Below are 17301 nucleotides of genomic sequence, written 5' to 3' on the forward strand. Positions count from 1 at the left end.
CATCTTTATTTGACGATTTTACTAGCTTTTTCATTTTAACTCTTTTTTGACACATTCGCAAAAGTGAGATGCACCCGTTGTGTGAGCGTCACATCGGGAGCTAAATCGCTTTTTCCCAGGAGGGTTGGATTAGTAGTAATACCCGAAAGCCAGCCGAACTTGCTCGCCTCTTTTGCTTCTGCTACAATTGCAGTATCGAGATAAATTCCCATCAGCTCTACACCTTTATTTTCTTAGTTTATTCGGATTTTTCAGAGGCTTAGTTTCAATTTGATGTCACTGAGCGTCACATTGATTGTTAGGTATTAACTGTAGCAGATTTGTGAAAACATCGCTAGTCAGTAAAAATAACAATTAAGTGATGGGTATCACCTCATTGGCTGATTACGATCGCCATGTAAGAAAACTTCGATCGCCAAATGCCGGAAACAAACAATTTATATTTGTAGTATGGGTTATGTATGCAATAACTCAAGGAGGTGACTCATAAAATGAGAGAAAAAGAAAATCATCAGTCACAAGTCAGTCTTGAGGAATCTTCTGACAAAGCGGAGTTGAAAAAACCAGCAGCCACTCAAGACTTGTCAGAAAATGATAATTCTCAAACCGAGTCTCAAGCATTTGAAAATCACGGTGAAGATGGTTTGAAGGCTCTAGCACGCTTAATGATGGTGAGTCTAACTTGGTCGCTGGCAGGACTTTCTAAACCAAAGTAAGTTTTTGGGTTATTGGCTATTGGTTATTGGTAATTGGTAATAAACACTGGTATTATGCCAGAGAGTGATGAATCTTTAAGTTTTAATATCCAATTCCTAATCCCTCGCCTGTGCTTTTTATAGTACAGGCTTGCCCATTTCCCAATCAGATGGGACTCAAGGCCTCATCCCTGGGCTTCGCCCAATTCCCAATATCAAACTTTTATTTATATCAACCGTTTTGGGGCTTGCTATAAATCCGCCCCAAAGACACAATATTGTTGTGTCCAGATTTGCTACTTAATATTTTCCGAACCTACTGCCTCAGAAATAGAACTAAATCCTTTTTCTTCTAACTTTTGCAACAAACCTTGGAGAATCCGACGCACCATCCAAGGCCCTTCGTAAACCCAACCAGTGTAAACTTGAATTAAACTTGCACCGGCGGCTATTTTTTCCCAAGCATCTTCGGCGGTGAAAATGCCACCAACTCCAATTATGGGCAATTCGCCTTTTGTATATTGCCAGATAAATCGGATTACTTCTGTCGATCGCTCCCGCACTGGAAGCCCGCTAATTCCCCCGGCTTCTTCGGCGATTGGTTTGCCTGTTTCTCGCAATATTTGTGTTTTCAATCCGTCGCGGCGGATGGTGGTATTTGTGGCGATAATTCCTGCTAGTTGGTAGGTTTTTGCTAAGTCAAGGATTGATACGATCGCCTCTGACTCCAAATCCGGCGCAATCTTGACTAAAATTGGCTTGAGTCCCTGATTTTCTTGTTGCAAAATTTCCAAAATTGTGCTGAGCCCAGCAGCATCTTGGAGCGATCGCAACCCAGGCGTATTCGGAGACGAAACGTTCACTACAAAATAGTCGCCCCAATCTTTCAGCAGCTTAAAACTCTCCAAATAGTCGGCTGCTGCTTGCTCTAACGGTGTTACCTTAGATTTACCGAGATTGATGCCCAAGGGGAACGGAGACTGAGGCATGGGGCGCTGGGCATCGAATTTGGACTGTTTCTGTGCTGCCTGAAACCGGGCTGCCATTGCCGCGGCTCCTTGATTGTTAAATCCCATGCGGTTGAGGGCTGCACTGTCCTCCGTCAAGCGAAACAAGCGAGGTTGGGGGTTTCCCGGCTGTGGTTGACAAGTGACAGTTCCGAGTTCGGCAAAGCCAAAGCCAAAATTTGCCCAAATGTCAGCGGCTACGCCGTTTTTATCAAATCCGGCGGCTAAGCCGACAGGATTGTTAAAGCTCAGTCCCCACAAAGATTGTTCGAGGCGAGAATCTTGGACTCCCAAAGATTTCTGCAATCGAGAGAGCATTTGGCTGGTTGCTGGGTTTGACTGGGTTCTGGCTGCAAGTTCGAGGAATTGGAGAGTGCGGTTGTGCAGCCACTCGGCATCGGTTTTCAATACGGAAAACAACAGCGGGCGTACACTTGATTGATAAATATCCAATGATTTGTACTGGGGCAATTTACAAATTAGAAAGGAGAAGGAAAATAAAAATATTCACGAGCAGGCAGTGAAGGCGAAGTTTTTACTTCAACTTCGATCGACTTTATCCAATGCTTGAGATTGAAGGATAAGTGATATCATTTCCGGTTACACCGGAATGATGTTGACTGTTGACGGTTGACAGTTGACAGTGAACTCGAATTTACTATTCCGATGCTAACGGATTTGATATGAGACGATTATATTATAAGTTGATTCTTGGGAATTTTATTTTTTTGAATATTTAAGTTAGTAATTTTAAATTAGACAAGGTGCGGGGAAGCTTGGAAATGGGGCAGCAGCAAAGACCGAAGGATTTAGACGAACAAATCGCGACCCTAGAGCGCGTTCTCCAGACTCTCCGAGAAGAGGAGAATGTGGAAGTGCTACTTTCGACCACACTCGGTTACTTGCAAACGGAATTTGACTGGGGGTTGATTTGGATCGGGTTGTACGATCGACAGGCCCACAGATTGTTCGGGAAAGGTGGCATAACTCCTAACGGCGACCAGTCTTTTCTCAAACAGCGGTTTGCCCTCAGCCCAGGGGATTTGCTCGAACAAGTGGTGATTCAGCTCCGCCCGGTGGGAGTCCCGGATTTGCGATCGGAAAGTAGAGCTGGAGAATGGCGCAAAGCAGCTCAAACTTTCAATATTCAAGGCACGACTCTGTTTCCGCTCCGCTACAAAGACCGCTGCTACGGCGTGATTATGCTCGGCACTGAGGTATGGGGAGCGTCGCCAAAGTCGGGGGAAAAAACGCAGTTGGCGATCGTATTTGGAGCGCTGGCAACTGCTCTTTATCAAATAGAAAAAGATTGGCAGCGACAACAAATTAAACACCCAGATGAGTCTCTTTTAGCGCTGATTTCGCAGTTGGGGGAATTGCGATCGCTCGACCAATACTTGCAAGCGGTGGTCGAACAAACTCATGAATTTATTGAGCCGACACGCACCAATGTTTATTGGTTCGAGCGAGAGCGGCGCTATTTTTGGCGCCGAGTCAGCAACCGCGAAGTTACTCCGGGTTTGGGAGGGCCCGGCCGAGCCGCTTCGGGCATCACCGTTCAAGACTTGGGCGAATTTTATCAGGCTTTGGGCAGGGAAGAAATGGTTTGGATCGGTGAATCTCAAAGTTCTCTGAAAACTGAGCTGACGGGGCGGTTGATGCAGCAAATCCGCGCTCGCTCTCTGTTGGCTGCGCCGATTGTTTCAGAAGGGGAATTGTTGGGATTTGTGGCAGTCGAAGCCGGCGAACCCCGGATTTGGCAAGACAATGAAAAGCATTACCTGCGGGGAGTGGCGCAGTTAGTGGCTCTGACGGCTCCTGTGTCGGAGATGGAGGAGAAAATTCAGCAAACTGAAATTGATCGAGATTTAACTGCCGGAATAGCTCACGCCATCTACAGCGATGCTGACTGGGAGGCGACTTTGAAAAAGACAGCCGAACAGTTGTGCGATCGGCTCAAATGCGAATACTTTTTGCTGCTGCTGTACGGCGAAGAACAAAATCGCTTTGAAATTGTCTGCCAAAATCAGCCCCGCAATCGCAGGCCAGTGCCGTCGCCACTCAACGCCCTCGATGTGGCTGACGTGGGGCTGTTGCAAGAAAGCGAACCTCTAGCTATTGAAAATTGGGAGGAAGATGGGCGGTTGGGCGCTTGGCGAGATGTGTTGGGGGAAGCGGGGGTGCGATCGCTTTTGGCATCGAGCACTCGGGGGAAAAAGGAAGAGGGAGAAAACCCCAATCTCAAATCGAAAATTGCCAATGCCAAATCTATCGAGGGTTTGCTGGTTGTCGGGCACAGTGCAACTCGCACTTGGAGGCGATCTGAGCAAGAATTAGTTCGGCTAGTGGGCCAACAACTCGGATTGATCCTGCACTCGTGGCAGCAGAGTTCGGCAATCGACAAATATCAGCAATTTGAGCGCTCGCTCAAATCGGGTTTGGCCGTTTTGCACCATTCTCCTGATGAGCAATCTGAGCAAGAGATATCTGCTGCTTCACCGACGATGTTCCCAGAGTTGCCGTTACAAAAGCTCGATCGTAACTTTGCTCAACACGTTTCCCAGACAATTTCCTGTCCTTTAGTAGCCGTAATTACTTGGAATCCCGGTGAGGAGGAAGGTTCCATCGTGGCGACGGTAGCTGCCAATCCCGTATTTGCCCTCAATCCCGATGCGGTGATTCCTGTCCAAACAGATCCCTTGATCCAACAAACCCTGGCTGCTAACTCCGTGCTGCAACAGAACACGAGCCAACTGCCACTGGCGACGAAGCGGTGGCTCCGCAGTCCGGGAATTGGCGAGATTATGACGGTGGCGCTGCGGACTGCCCCAGAACACGCTCCGGCGGGCATTGTGGTGGCTGCGGACGCTCCGGGCCGCCAGTGGTCGGAGTTGTCGGTAAGTTTACTCAGCTCAATGGCGTCTCAGTTGGCTTGGTGGCGCAGGTATTTGGCGGTGCAATCGATCCAGGAGTCGCAGCGATTGGATCTAGAGTTGCTCAACTGGTACAAACAGCGCCGTTTTGAGGAGTTTTACCGCACTGTGGGAGCGGGGGTGAAGGAGTTGGGGGAGTTGAGTCAGTCGATTTTGCAGTCGGCGAAGGAACAAAAGGATGCTCTGAAAATTTTGCGCTACCAACAGGTTTTGCGGCAAATGGGCAATGCTTTGGGGTCAACTCATTTGCTGCTGAAACAGGAACATTGGCGGCTGCAATTCGCACAAGATGCGGTGCCTGTGAGCGCTTGGCTGAGGCGATCGCTCGATCGAACGGCCCCCCTGGTCAAACAGTCGAAAGTCTTGCTGGAAGTGCACAGAGAAACTGCTGTGTCGATGCCTGCGGGTCAGACTTTGAGCGTTCGCGGGGACAGTATCAAGCTCGATTTGATTCTGTGCGAATTGCTGGCGACGGCTTGCAGGCGCTCTGCTGTTGGCGGCAAGATTGAGATTCGCTCTGAGTTGTTGGGGGAAGATTTGTTAGAATTGTCTGTGATCGATAGCGGCGCGTGCGATCGACAGTTAATTGCTGCCTTCAACGGCGGTTCCGAACCCGATATATTAGCGGTTTCTAGTTCCCATAGGTCGATCGTGCAAAATCTCTTAATTTGTCAGCGAGCAGTACGCTTAATGGGGGGAAACTTTTCTTTAGAAATGTTAGAAAACAATTTAATTGTCGCTCGTTTAGTGCTGCCCCTAGCCAATTCTTAAAATTCTGTAGCTGCGAGTTCACTCTTCTTATAGTTATGGTAAGGTGTTGAGGGTGAACATTTTTTAGTATTTGGTCAAAACATTCAGTCCTGACGCACTCTACTAACTAACCGTAGGGTGCGTCAGGGATAAATTTATTGAGCAGATGGTTCTCACATTTAGCCTTGACGCACCCTACAATAAATACGTTTAGAGTTTTTGCGTGTACCAATGAATGATTAACATCCAAGGTATTAAAAACCCTCTGCCTAAACCGATGAACTAACAGTTTCCGCAGCCTCAGAATTCGGGAAAAACCTTTGAGTAATCCAAGCAGTTACAATATGAGAAAGCAATCCCATCGGCCCAGCAAAAAAACACAAAGCCAAAGAATGAACCGTCCAAACTCCTGTCCGCTGTCCTTCCCAATAAATCCAGCGCCCGACAAACAAATCCATCACTAAAAAATGTATCCATCCCGTAGCCGCCGCCGTTTCCTCCCCCAGAAACTTAGCAATATCTGCTAACTTAGGATTCGACAAAGCTGCCGCATTTTCCGCCGTCAGACTGCTACCAAACAAATATATGTACAAAGCGGCTAGCACTGCAAACGGAATAAATGAATTCATGACTTTTCGGGTAATTCCCCAGTTTGGTAATAAAATCATAATTGCCCAGAAAGGCACAACGAACAGATTACCGGCATTAAAAATTAGTTCTGGTGTCATAGTTGGCTCTTGGCTCCTGCGAAGGCAATGCAATTAACGATGTTAAGATTACTTTACACAATTTTTGCGGAAATTCCTCAAAACCCGAAAAAAAATTCATTCACAAATGAAATAGAATTGCTATACTTATCTAAAATTTAAAATATCCCATCTAAAATCGATTAAGGCAGCACAGCCCATGACAACTTATAATAACTTTTCCGAGTGGTGCAAGCAGAAAGAAAATCTATCGAGCAGCGCCAAACATACGGTAGAAATACTCTTGCAAATATCAGATACTTCTGAGTGCGATCGCGCGAACGAACTGCTTTCTAATACAACAGAACTTAACCTCAAAAATCTTCAAATTACCGATATCAGCCCCCTCTCATCTTTTACTCAATTTACTAATCTCATCCTCGGCAGTAATCAAATATCTGATATCGATCCCCTACAATCTTTAACGAACCTGAAAACTTTGATTATAGATGTCAATCAAATATCAGATATTAGTCCGCTTTCCTCTCTAACAAATCTGACTATACTCGTTCTCGATACCAATCAAATCTCAGACATCAGTCCCCTAGCAGGTCTAACTAATCTTACCGCACTTGTCTTGTTTGACAACAAAATTTCCGACATCACTCCGGTGAAAAATTTAACTAACTTAAATGCGCTGATTCTCTACAAAAATCAAATTTCCGATCTCGCCCCTCTGGAAAATTTAACTGAACTCCAGACACTCTACCTTTACAATAATAAAATATCAGATATCACCCCACTGGCTTCCTTGAAAAATTTGACTACGCTGTTTCTATTCGGAAATGAAATATCTGACATTACTCCGTTGAAAGCTCTAACTAACTTAAATAAATTGGTTTTATTCCAAAATCAAATATCAGATATTAGTCCTTTGACATCGCTCACTAATTTAATTGAACTCAACCTCGGCAACAATCAAATATCAGACATCAGTCCGCTGAAATCATTAACTAATTTGACTGAACTTTATTTGTTCAACAATCCTATTTCGGATAGCAGCGCGCTACAAGCTTTAAATAATTTATTTTTACTAGACTTATACAATAATCAAATCTCTGATATCAGTTCCCTGCAATCTTTGCAAAAGTTAACTACCCTGGACTTGCGCGGGAATCCCATTGTTAATAAAATTTGCCCTGTCAATCCTGAATCTATATGCCGGTTTTAATTAATTATTAAGACCGAAGCAAGATTGCAGTTTATAAAGTATAATGTTTAACGTCAATATCAGGAGAAAGTGATGAGCGGACACGATGCTTTAATGTTAGGATTGCTGTTGTTGCCAGGTTTGGCTTTGTCGATCGCAATTATGGGCGCTTTTGCCGCTGGTGGATAATCAGTTTTGGCAGCAGGCAGATTTTGTAAAAAGTAGTTTTTTCCTCGTTTTAATCGTTCCCAGGAAGAGCCTGGGAACGCATTTCACTCTTGCTCTGCCTCCTGTTTTTTTGCCAGCGAGGCAGAGCCTCTGGATCTCGGTTCCCAGCCAGAGCCAGGAAACCAGTTAATTTTCCTTCTTCCTTCTCCCGACTTCCATCAGACTGACATCCGTTACATCCGTTACATAATCCGTTGCCGAACTTCCTTCTTCCTGACATCCGTTACATCCGTTACATAATCCGTTGCCGAACTTCCTTCGCTTACAAAAATTGTGCTGTCACATCGGAATTTACCAAAGTATTCGCGCACAAAATACCCGATGCTGCTACGGCAGGGACGCCAATTCCGGGCATGGTGCTGTCTCCCACGCGATACAAGCCTTTGACTGGTGTTTGGGGGCCGGGAAATGTGCCTTTTCCGGCGGCAATTGCAGGCCCGTAAGTTCCTTGATATCGGCGCAAAAATCTGGCGTGGGTTAGCGGTGTGCCGATCGACTCTAAGACTATTCGCGATCGCAAATCCGGTATAATTCTTTCTAAAGCTTGAAACAGAGATTGCGCTCGCTCTTGCTTTTTCTGCTGATATAATTCGCCATATTTCCAACCTTCGTAAGGTTCCAATGTATAAGCGTGAACGGTGTGATGTCCGGGCGGCGCGAGAGTTGCATCCCACACTGTAGGAATCGAAATCATGCAAGTATTTCCGGGTACTGTAATGTCAATCTTGCTGTCGTGAACGACGACGTGGTGGCCGGTCAAACCTTCGAGTCCTTCGGCTTTAATTCCTAAATGCAGGTGCATGAAACTGTCTACGGCGGGCATCGATAAAGCGTTTTTTCGGTAGCTTTCCGGCAAATCTTCAGGCCGCAGTAATTTTGTATAAGTATCCCAGATTGTGGCATTGGAAATGACAATTGGGGCGCGGATAATTTCGCCATTTTTCAAGCGAACACCGGTGGTTTTGCCCGCTTCAACTAATATTTGCTCGACGGGAGCTCCCAAGCGCAATTTTCCTCCCCAGCGCTGCAAACCTCTCACTAAAGCATCGACGATCGCACCGCTGCCACCTACAGGATATTCGATCGCACAGCGCGATCGTTCGCCAATCATAAAAGCTATTTCCGGCGCGACAGTTCCGTGCGCTTTCAAACCCGACAGCAAAAAGCACTCCAAATCGATCAAACGCCGCACCCAAGGGTCACGCACGTCCCGATCCATCAAGGAACCTGCTGAACCCGCGATCGCACCTACTAGCGGCAACAGCTTCAGCAAAGCAGGCGAGTACCGAGACAGCAAAACAGGTATTAACTGCCAGTCGGATCTCAGCGCTAAAGCCGGAATTCCACGCAAAGCTTCATACAAAACTAATAAGTTTTCTTGAAATTGCTGTAATTCTACAGCACCTTGCGGTGCGAACTTAGCTACAGCATCTAAGTAACTTCTCGCATCAGCATAAATCGGTAAACTTCCCTCTGGAAAATGGTAATGCCCCAGCGGATCGTAAGAAATTGCTGCGATCGATTCCTCCAAAACATCAAAAACTTGCCGCAAAGGATTGAACGAGCGGGGGTCAGTCAAACCGCAATAAAAAGAAGGCCCCGAATCAAAGTGAAATCCTCGGCGCGAAAAGCTGTGAGCTGCCCCGCCCGCTATGATGTGGCTCTCGCAGACGAGCACCCGCTTCCCGTAGCGAGCTAGCATCGAGCCTGCGACTAAGCCCCCAATACCGCTGCCAATTACGATCGCATCAAAGTCTTGCATTTATCAAATGTGGTATAATTGTATTATTTCTTGCTGAGTGTTGACAGGGTATTTTTATGGGAGGAAAACTATGAAAGCTTTATCTATTTTAGATGAAGTTGTTCGCGAATTAGAACAAGACGTGAATCTCTCGCGCATTAAAAAAATAATATTTTTTGCTTGTAAAGAATTCTGGGAAAACGACCCTGCACAACTCGCCAGCGCCGATGTAAGGATTTTAATTGAAGAACTGTGCGCCAAATACAGCAGGTTAGAAGATATTGAAGCTGTTTTAAATAGTATAGTCTCTAAGGTTAATAAAAAAACCGAGTATGCTTTAATAGCAGACCTCATAGTCTGTCAACTTAGCAGGCTGTATGAATTTGAAGATTTCACCAAATTAGAAGTAAACATATCTAGTTTTGGCGGTCAGGAAGCTCCCGCATTTGAAGAACACTTTAGTTCAGAAGTACCCAGCAGCGAAGAAAGGGCAAGAAACCCCGGCACTTTATTTGATGTGCGACAAAAAATTTTGCAGCAAACAAATCCGCTGAGGGCGAAAATCCTAATTTTTTCTACTCTTTATCACCAGTTTACTTTTAGCGATCGCGACTGGCTGCTGCTGAAAACTCAAGAACTTGACACTCTGCTGCGACAACTGTTTAATGTCTGTGGCAGCCTAGCCGAACTAGAATCTCAGTTGTACAGAACTGCTAGCAATCTCGACAACAGAGATGAAAACGACCAAGCTGCTAGCGTAATCATCAAAGCGATGAATCCTTGTTACGCAAAAATGCAACAGGAAGAATCCTATGAAGCCGAATCTTCGGCTAGTGAAGATTACGATCAGACACATTTAAACAATAGTGTTTATGAAGAGAGCGAGCTGGTGGACAGGCGCACCGATTATTTTGATCCAGGCGAGATTACTCACATCCTTCAAGCTGCTCCACCTCATTATCATTATGACCCTCAAAAGAGTTACTTAGTGCCTGACACGGCAGAAAATCTACCGTTTCAAGAACCCGAAACCAGCAATAATTATGCTACCGAGTTCAGACAGGAAATGGTAGAAACATTCCCCGTAGCCGAAATGCCGACTATTATCGAAATTTTAGAACCGGCGCCTCCTGTTATTATAAATATTAGCGATTCCATCAAACGCAAGTTGGGATTGGAAGAAGAAATGACAGAATTAGTCAGTCAAAGTGCTAACTCCGCAACGGCGCAAATAGAAAAGATATTCACCCAGTTGGAAGCTGCTTTGAACGGAAAATTTTCTACTGGAAGTGCAGAGGAGCGTTTATACTGGAAATATAAAAATCTCAGAGAGTATGTAGGCAAAGTCCAAAAGTTTACCGATAAATTGCTGGAAATTTTAATTGAATTAGAGTCAAAAGAAAGCGGTAAATATCCTTCTGAAATCACAGAAAACCTGACCGACAATATTTCCGAAATACCGCCGGAAAACTCTAGCCATAAAGCAAATCAGTATCAGCTTCTGGAAATGGCAAAGCAAGGCAAACCAAAGGCGATCGCCCAATTGATTAATCAATTGCTACAGCCTAAAGGAATTGCTGCTACAGCGGGATTTAAAGACGGTTGGCTCCATGTGATTCTGGAGTCTGCTGAAGTACCAAATCAACAGGCTACAGCTACCTACATTCACAAAAAATTGTGTACTTTAAAATCCAAATATCTTACTCATGTGAAAATTCACGGGCGACAGTTAGGTAGCAAAACAGTCTTTTGGACTCAAGAATTTGTCAATCCAACTCACTAAATACTCGACTCAAGTCTGGGGTGACACCAACTAAGTCAGCCTGCGTCAACTGAAATTAAAGAAATTTCATCAAATTTCTCAGACTCAACTCTGGCGATATAAAAACTAAGTCCGCCTGCGCGAACAGAAATTTAAGCAGCCTAGAAATAGCAGATTGTACCTAATTCACAACAAAAACAAATATGAATGCCAGCGAAATTTTAAGGCGATATACATCAGGAGAACTAGATTTTCAAGGTATGAATCTCAGAGGGGTATACCTGAGCGGTGCCGATTTAATTGGCGTCAATTTAAGCAGTGCTGACCTCTGGGGTGCAAACTTAGCGATGTCGTACCTGAGCAGAATTAACCTTCAGCGCGCAAATTTAACTAATGCAAAGCTGTGCGGTGCTAACTTAAATCAAGCAAACTTGAGCGGAGCAAATTTGTCCGATGCAGACTTCCACGGAGCGACTTTGCAAGGTGCAGACTTTCGCAAAGCCAACATCTCTTTGGCAGTTTTTATTGATGCAAATTTGAGCGATGCAGATATGCGAGGTGTGAATTTGCAAAGTGCAGATTTGCGCGGGGCGTGCTTGCGGGGTGCAAATTTGCGGAAGGAGGTACGGATTTTTGAGGGTGCAAATTTGCGGGGTGCAAATTTGCAAGGTGCAGATTTGCGGGGCGTCAATTTGCAAGGTGCAGATTTGACTAAAGCTAATCTTAGTCACGCTAATTTGACTGAAGCATTTCTGGGAGAAACAAATCTGACTCAGGCGAATTTGAGCGAAGCTATTTTAGATGGCGTATTTTTGACTGAAGCAACTTTGGTAGAAACAAATTTTTCCTGGGCTGTAATGGCTAATGCTAAGTTGGAAAGAGCTGTATTACTTGATGCTGAATTGGCTGGCGCTAATTTGCGGGGTGCATTTATGACTGATGTTAAGTTGAGCAATGCTAATTTAGTTATGGCTGACTTGAGTCGAGCTAATTTGGTGCGGGCTGATTTGAGTCGAGCTAATTTGAATCAGGCAAATTTGAGTGAAGCTGATCTGACTGATGCTTACCTGGCTAAAACAGATTTGCGGGAGGCAATTTTGCACCGCACAAGTTTGATTAGGGCCGATTTGAGCACTGCTAATTTAACGGGTGCTCAGTGGCGCGGTACAATTATGCCGAATGGAGAAATGCACGGATAATTACTTGTACTAGCAATTTAACGCTCTCGGCAAAATAGTTAATTTAATAGTTAAGGAAATTTCATATAATTAAAAAAAATAGGGCAATGCTGTGTTAGAACCAGGAAAAATCTTACAAGAACGTTATCAATTGCAACAGCGTTTAGGACGCACAGCGGCTGGTCATCAAACTTGGCTAGCAGTAGATTTAGAGTTTCAAGAACAGGTGACACTGAAAATGTTAGCTTTTAGCCCGGAAATGCAGTGGGAAGAACTCAAGCTTTTTGAAAGAGAAGCACAAGTTTTGCAGGCGCTAAATCATCCCCGCATTCCTTGCTATCGAGATTATTTTTCCCTAGAGCGGGAAGCTGGAGCTGGATTGCCTTGGTTTGGATTAGTCCAAGATTATATTCCGGGATTTTCACTTCAGGAATTTTTAGAAGATGGTCAGCATTTTTCCGAAAAACAAGTACGAAAAATTGCCACTGAAGTGCTAGAAATTTTAATTTATTTGCATGAATTAAGTCCCCCGGTTTTGCATCGCGATATTAAGCCGAGTAATTTAATTTTGGGGGAAGATCAGCAGGTTTATCTAGTAGATTTTGGTGCGGTACAAGCTCAAGCCGCGGTGACAGGTGTAACGTTTACAGTTGTAGGAACCAGTGGCTATGCACCCTTAGAACAGTTTTGGGGGCGGGCGGTGGCGGCTTCGGATTTGTATGCTTTGGGAGCTACTTTAATTCATTTGTTAACGGGGGCGACTCCTGCGGATTTGCCACAGAAAGATTCTCGGATTCAGTTTAGCGATCGCGTGAGTGTCAATCCTAGTTTGGTAAGCTGGATTGAGAAGATGACGGAAATCGGGTTAGAAAAGCGTTTCCCCCTGGCTAGAGAGGCTTTAGCAGCTTTGAAATCGGGCAACATACAAGGGGCTAATCTTCAAATTGCGACTGTTCGGAAAATTGCTAAACCGCCTCACAGTCTCATTCAAGTTAGCAAATCAGCGACGGAGTTACACATTAAAATTCCGGCTTTCTTAGTCAGAAAGCCTTTATTATCTGCTTATCTAGGAACAGTAATGCTAATGATATTCATCCCGACAATTATCCCCTTTTTAACAGGAAAATTGAGCATAGTGGTAGTAATTTCGGTACTTATAATAGGTTTATTAGTTAAGGTTATTTTTGAGATCAAGAAAGTTAAATTTAATCGCAAATTTTTTAAAATAACACATCAGGTATTGGGGTGTAAATACTTACAAGAAACAGGAGAAATATCAGAAATTTTGGGTGCTTTCATTCACAATAACTCTCTTTCGGGAAATCAAATCAAGATTCGTGCCGGTAACGATATGGGAACTTACTTTTATGTTTTAGGAAAAAATTTGACAGAGGTTGAGGCGGCTTGGTTAGCGCAAGAAATTCAAGATTGGTTAAATTTAAGATAAATTTTTGTAGGGCGAAGCCTTGGTGATTAATTTTTTTTGTATAATAGACATCTCCCAACTCAAAATGGGTGACGCGCTCACTTATAGGGTGTCTAAAATACAACTTTAAAAGAGTTATGCCAAGGCTTTCAAAAAAAGACCCGAATTAAAGTCAGTATATCTTATTACGCGATCGCCCAAAAAACATTAAATTTTAATTCAAATTTATCCCTTCACAGGCAAAACGATCGCAAACTCAGTGCCAACTCCAGGCTCGCCATTCACCTCGATGCTTCCGCCATGTTTCTCTACCGCAATCTGGTGGACAATTGCCAACCCCAATCCAGTTCCCTTGCCGACACCTTTCGTCGTGAACAAATGGTCGAATATCTGCTGTTTAACTTCCTCTTTGATCCCGGTGCCGTTATCAGCAATTTTAATTTTAATGTACCCTTCGCCGACTATATCCGTGCAAATCGTGATGCGGTTGGGATTGGCGGTAATTTCGCTAAAAGTGCGTCCTATATTTGACTCTTCTAAGGCATCGATCGCATTGGCAAGTAGGTTCATGAAAACTTGATTCAATTGACCGGGAAAACATTCGATTTTAGGGAGATTGCCGTATTTAGTTATCACTTCGATCTGCGGGCGGTGTTCGTTTGCTTTGAGGCGGTGTTTCAAAATTAAAATCGCGCTATCAATGCCTTCGTGAATATTAAAAGGAACTTTGTAGTCTTTGTCGCCTCTGGAGAAGGTACGCAAACTGTTGCTGATGCTGCAAATGCGCTCGCACCCAAGTTGCATTGAATCAATCATCTTCGGTAAATCTTCCAAAAGATAATCGAGGTCTATCTCTTCGGCGTGGTCGGCTATTTCCGATAGCGAGGCAGCGGAGCGATACAATTCTAAGTGTTCGATCACATCTTCCAAACTTCTTTTACCTTCGCTTAAATTGCCAGAAATAAACCCAATCGGATTGTTAATTTCGTGGGCGACTCCGGCGACCAAGTTACCCAATGCCGACATTTTCTCGCTTTGCACGATTTGCAGTTGTGCTTGTTGTAAATTTTTTAAAGTTCGTTCTAGCTGTTGATTTTGCTCTTGCAAAAGTTCGGCTGCTCGCTTGCGCTCAGTGGCATCAACACCCAAACCAATAATCCCAATTGTCTCGCCCTGGCAATTTTTTAACTGCACTTTCGTGATTTCTAAATCGTGTAGTTTGCCGTCAACAAGTCTGAGAATTTCGCTGGAGTAATGCGGCAAATCTTGAGCAAGGCAGGCGGCATCGGAAACCAGACATCCCGCTGCATTCTCCCCCAGTATATCTTGATAATGATCGACAGCTAGGAAATCGCTCAGAGGCACGCCCACATCTTGAGAAAATGTCTTGTTTACAAACTGTACTTTACCACTGGGATTCACCATCCAAATCCAAATCGGAGCGACATCAAGAATCGCTTGGAGCATTTTTTTCTGATCGGCAAGCTGAGCTTCGGTTCGGCTAATTTTTACTAGCGATCGCTCTAATTGTTGGTTGTAATCCTGATATTTTTTATATAGCAGAGCATTTTGCAAACAGATGGCTGCCTGGGAACACAGGAGATTGAGAAGTTGCAGGCGATCGCGGGTAAAAACTCTTGCGGTTAAGCGATTTTCCAGATACAAAATGCCGACTAAGCTGCCTCGATCAAGAATCGGCCAACACAACAGGCTCTGCGGTTGGTATTTGAGGATGTAGGAGTCGGAATCCCAATCACGTTGTTGAGCGAGATCCCGAACAATCACAGGTTTCAATAAATTTTTAACGCAGTCAACAATTTTCAGGGGCAAGATATCGCTGTTGTCATCGAGTGTTGCGGATGATAAGTCGATCGCCCACTCGACTCCCGAATTGTCGAGCGTGCTGGTAGCCGCGATTTCCCATTGATTGCCGTTTGGCAAAATCAGCGCTCCTTTGTTAGCTGCTGTATTTTTCATCGCCAGTTGCATCAGTTTGGCAATCAGTCGATCGAGTTCCCTTTCACTAGAGAGCGCTTGACAAGCTTTTAGCAGTGTTGAAAAATTCCCGAAATCTGAGACACTTGCCGAAACAGACGGAGAAATGGATGGATGAATGGATGGATGAAGCGATTGATTTGGCCCAGCAGGTGTTGGAAAATTTTCTAATGGATTTGCAGGAAGTTTGGCCGGTTCTAAAATCGGTTTTAATAATTGAGGATAACGTTTTTCTAACTCGTCTATTTTGGCTCTATCTCCCCAGCGGACATAGCAATCATAGGCATCTATCATGTAGATTCGGGCAATTTTTTCTCTTCCCAATGACAGGTAAAACTTAGCAGCGAGTTCGCAGGCAAGAGCTTCTTCGTTGACATATTCGTTAGATTTAGCTCCGGTAATAGCTCGATCATACAGTTCCATTGCTTCTGCTGTCTGTCCCAAAACGCCCAGCAATTCTGCCTCAACCAGATCGAACTTGTGTTGGTAATTTATCGGCGTATGGTGCGCGAATTCTTTGAGTTTTTTCTGACTAGCCCCAACGCGCTTAAGGATTTGTTGGCGCTCCGCCGGTGCGGCATCTGCATAGATTGCCAAATCTGCCAGCGCATCATAAAAGTCGTGCATCATCGTTACTAGCATCAAAACACAATTCCCAAAATAAGGTTTGCCTCCATTTCCCCTGTCGATTGGCGGCGGATTACGGCTCGAATATATCCCGAATCCGTGGCCTCTTTTTGTTAAAAATTTTAGGCCTTCATCTGACAGGTAACAGTCAAGATTTATTGAAAGATTGGAAGGTTTAATGTATTTGTAAATAATCGGCCTGCGTTCAAGTTCGTCGAGAATGTCTGTTCGGTTGAGGACTATTTCTACCGATCCCATTAACGGTCGCTAATGCAACTTTTTGGGATTTTGACAGCACCGCGTCCCGGAAATCCTCCGCCACAACGAGGTAGGTTTGAGAATTTTAGCGGCGGGTTGTCGGTCTTTCTCGCGCACGAACCGATCGATAGCAGATCGAGAATCTGTGTACAATTGCGCGATCGAGCGATATCCCGGTATTACCGCAGTCAAATCTACTGCATCTACTATTGCGTCCATATCGGCTGACCTCAACTCCGACATTAACTTGACAAAACTTAGTGTATCTATCTTAGGGCATAAACTGCATAATTTTTGATCACCCGATCGAAAATTCCAACTATCTGTTAATGAACAACATTTTATACTGTGGCGATCGCGATTAAAGCATTTTACTTACGTATAAGTTTCTGCTATTAATCTCAAATGCGATTCACTGAAGGCGAAATACCGTAGAAACACTGGCTTATCATATCTTGAAAAATACAAGGGGTAATTAATTGAATTTAATATAGCTCGATCGCCCAAATTTCCGCCCAGCAGGTCAAAAAGTTATTACCTTAAAAAGTCTAAATACAATCTATAGAAAATATAAAGAATCCGTTGTGAAAGCAGTGGCATTCCAGTCGCCCCTAGAAAACGACAGGGCCGTTGCATTGTGGTGAAACCCCCCTCCACTCTACTTCCGGCCTAATAGCCCTCCCAGGGGTTAAAAGCAAATCAAATATTAAGAGGCAATAGTATTCACCTTAGAGAACACCACAGAACAATTGATCCTATAATAAGAGAAAGATAGTTTCATTGTCCCACCACCCTTATGCGTCCA

The 17301-nt window shown here is 44.4% G+C and carries 12 protein-coding genes; 6 read left to right on the plus strand and 6 right to left on the minus strand.

What is annotated here, in order from left to right; all coding sequences use genetic code 11:
• Nucleotides 1-35 precede the first annotated feature (35 nt).
• Complete coding sequence (locus QUA83_RS28050) at nucleotides 36-212, minus strand: hypothetical protein (protein ID WP_445301822.1); 177 nt, start codon at nucleotides 210-212, stop codon at nucleotides 36-38.
• A 279-nt stretch (nucleotides 213-491) separates the two neighbouring features.
• Between QUA83_RS28050 and QUA83_RS28055 the strand changes: the two genes are divergently transcribed.
• Nucleotides 492-716, plus strand: coding sequence for a hypothetical protein (locus tag QUA83_RS28055; RefSeq protein WP_333224913.1), 225 nt, complete (start codon nucleotides 492-494; stop codon nucleotides 714-716).
• Nucleotides 717-991: 275 nt separating this feature from the next.
• Here QUA83_RS28055 and QUA83_RS28060 read toward each other — a convergent pair whose 3' ends face one another.
• Entirely contained in the window at nucleotides 992-2155 is a 1164-nt protein-coding gene (locus QUA83_RS28060; protein ID WP_333297334.1) for a quinone-dependent dihydroorotate dehydrogenase, read from the minus strand.
• 329 nt (nucleotides 2156-2484) lie between these two features.
• Between QUA83_RS28060 and QUA83_RS28065 the strand changes: the two genes are divergently transcribed.
• Entirely contained in the window at nucleotides 2485-5406 is a 2922-nt protein-coding gene (locus QUA83_RS28065; protein ID WP_333297319.1) for a GAF domain-containing protein, read from the plus strand.
• 248 nt (nucleotides 5407-5654) lie between these two features.
• Here QUA83_RS28065 and QUA83_RS28070 read toward each other — a convergent pair whose 3' ends face one another.
• On the minus strand, nucleotides 5655-6113 hold the full coding sequence (locus QUA83_RS28070; RefSeq protein ID WP_333297321.1) for an ABA4-like family protein: 459 nt from the start codon (nucleotides 6111-6113) through the stop codon (nucleotides 5655-5657).
• 178 nt (nucleotides 6114-6291) lie between these two features.
• Between QUA83_RS28070 and QUA83_RS28075 the strand changes: the two genes are divergently transcribed.
• A complete protein-coding gene (locus tag QUA83_RS28075; RefSeq protein WP_333297323.1) occupies nucleotides 6292-7302 on the plus strand; it encodes a leucine-rich repeat protein in 1011 nt (336 codons plus the stop codon).
• A 469-nt stretch (nucleotides 7303-7771) separates the two neighbouring features.
• Here QUA83_RS28075 and QUA83_RS28080 read toward each other — a convergent pair whose 3' ends face one another.
• Nucleotides 7772-9271, minus strand: coding sequence for an NAD(P)/FAD-dependent oxidoreductase (locus QUA83_RS28080; protein ID WP_333297325.1), 1500 nt, complete (start codon nucleotides 9269-9271; stop codon nucleotides 7772-7774).
• 70 nt (nucleotides 9272-9341) lie between these two features.
• Here QUA83_RS28080 and QUA83_RS28085 point away from each other — a divergent pair, with 70 nt between their 5' ends.
• The 3 genes from QUA83_RS28085 (at nucleotide 9342) to QUA83_RS28095 (ending at nucleotide 13637) form a co-directional block, all read left to right on the plus strand.
• The gene (locus QUA83_RS28085) at nucleotides 9342-11033 is read left to right on the plus strand and encodes a hypothetical protein (RefSeq protein ID WP_333297327.1); all 1692 of its coding nucleotides are present in this window, start codon (nucleotides 9342-9344) and stop codon (nucleotides 11031-11033) included.
• Nucleotides 11034-11215: 182 nt separating this feature from the next.
• On the plus strand, nucleotides 11216-12211 hold the full coding sequence (locus QUA83_RS28090) for a pentapeptide repeat-containing protein (protein ID WP_333297328.1): 996 nt from the start codon (nucleotides 11216-11218) through the stop codon (nucleotides 12209-12211).
• Nucleotides 12212-12302: 91 nt separating this feature from the next.
• Complete coding sequence (locus tag QUA83_RS28095) at nucleotides 12303-13637, plus strand: serine/threonine-protein kinase (RefSeq protein ID WP_333297330.1); 1335 nt, start codon at nucleotides 12303-12305, stop codon at nucleotides 13635-13637.
• Between the two features lie 204 nt (nucleotides 13638-13841).
• Here the strand turns inward: QUA83_RS28095 and QUA83_RS28100 are convergent, their stop codons facing one another.
• Both QUA83_RS28100 and QUA83_RS28105 read right to left on the minus strand, forming a co-directional pair.
• Complete coding sequence (locus QUA83_RS28100; RefSeq protein ID WP_333297335.1) at nucleotides 13842-16253, minus strand: ATP-binding protein; 2412 nt, start codon at nucleotides 16251-16253, stop codon at nucleotides 13842-13844.
• A 252-nt stretch (nucleotides 16254-16505) separates the two neighbouring features.
• Nucleotides 16506-16715 (minus strand): hypothetical protein, encoded by a 210-nt coding sequence (locus QUA83_RS28105; protein ID WP_333297332.1) that lies wholly within the window; start codon nucleotides 16713-16715, stop codon nucleotides 16506-16508.
• Nucleotides 16716-17301: the final 586 nt, after the last annotated feature.

Origin of the sequence: Microcoleus sp. K1-B1, assembly GCF_036704705.1 — a bacterium.
Taxonomy (GTDB): domain Bacteria; phylum Cyanobacteriota; class Cyanobacteriia; order Cyanobacteriales; family Microcoleaceae; genus Microcoleus.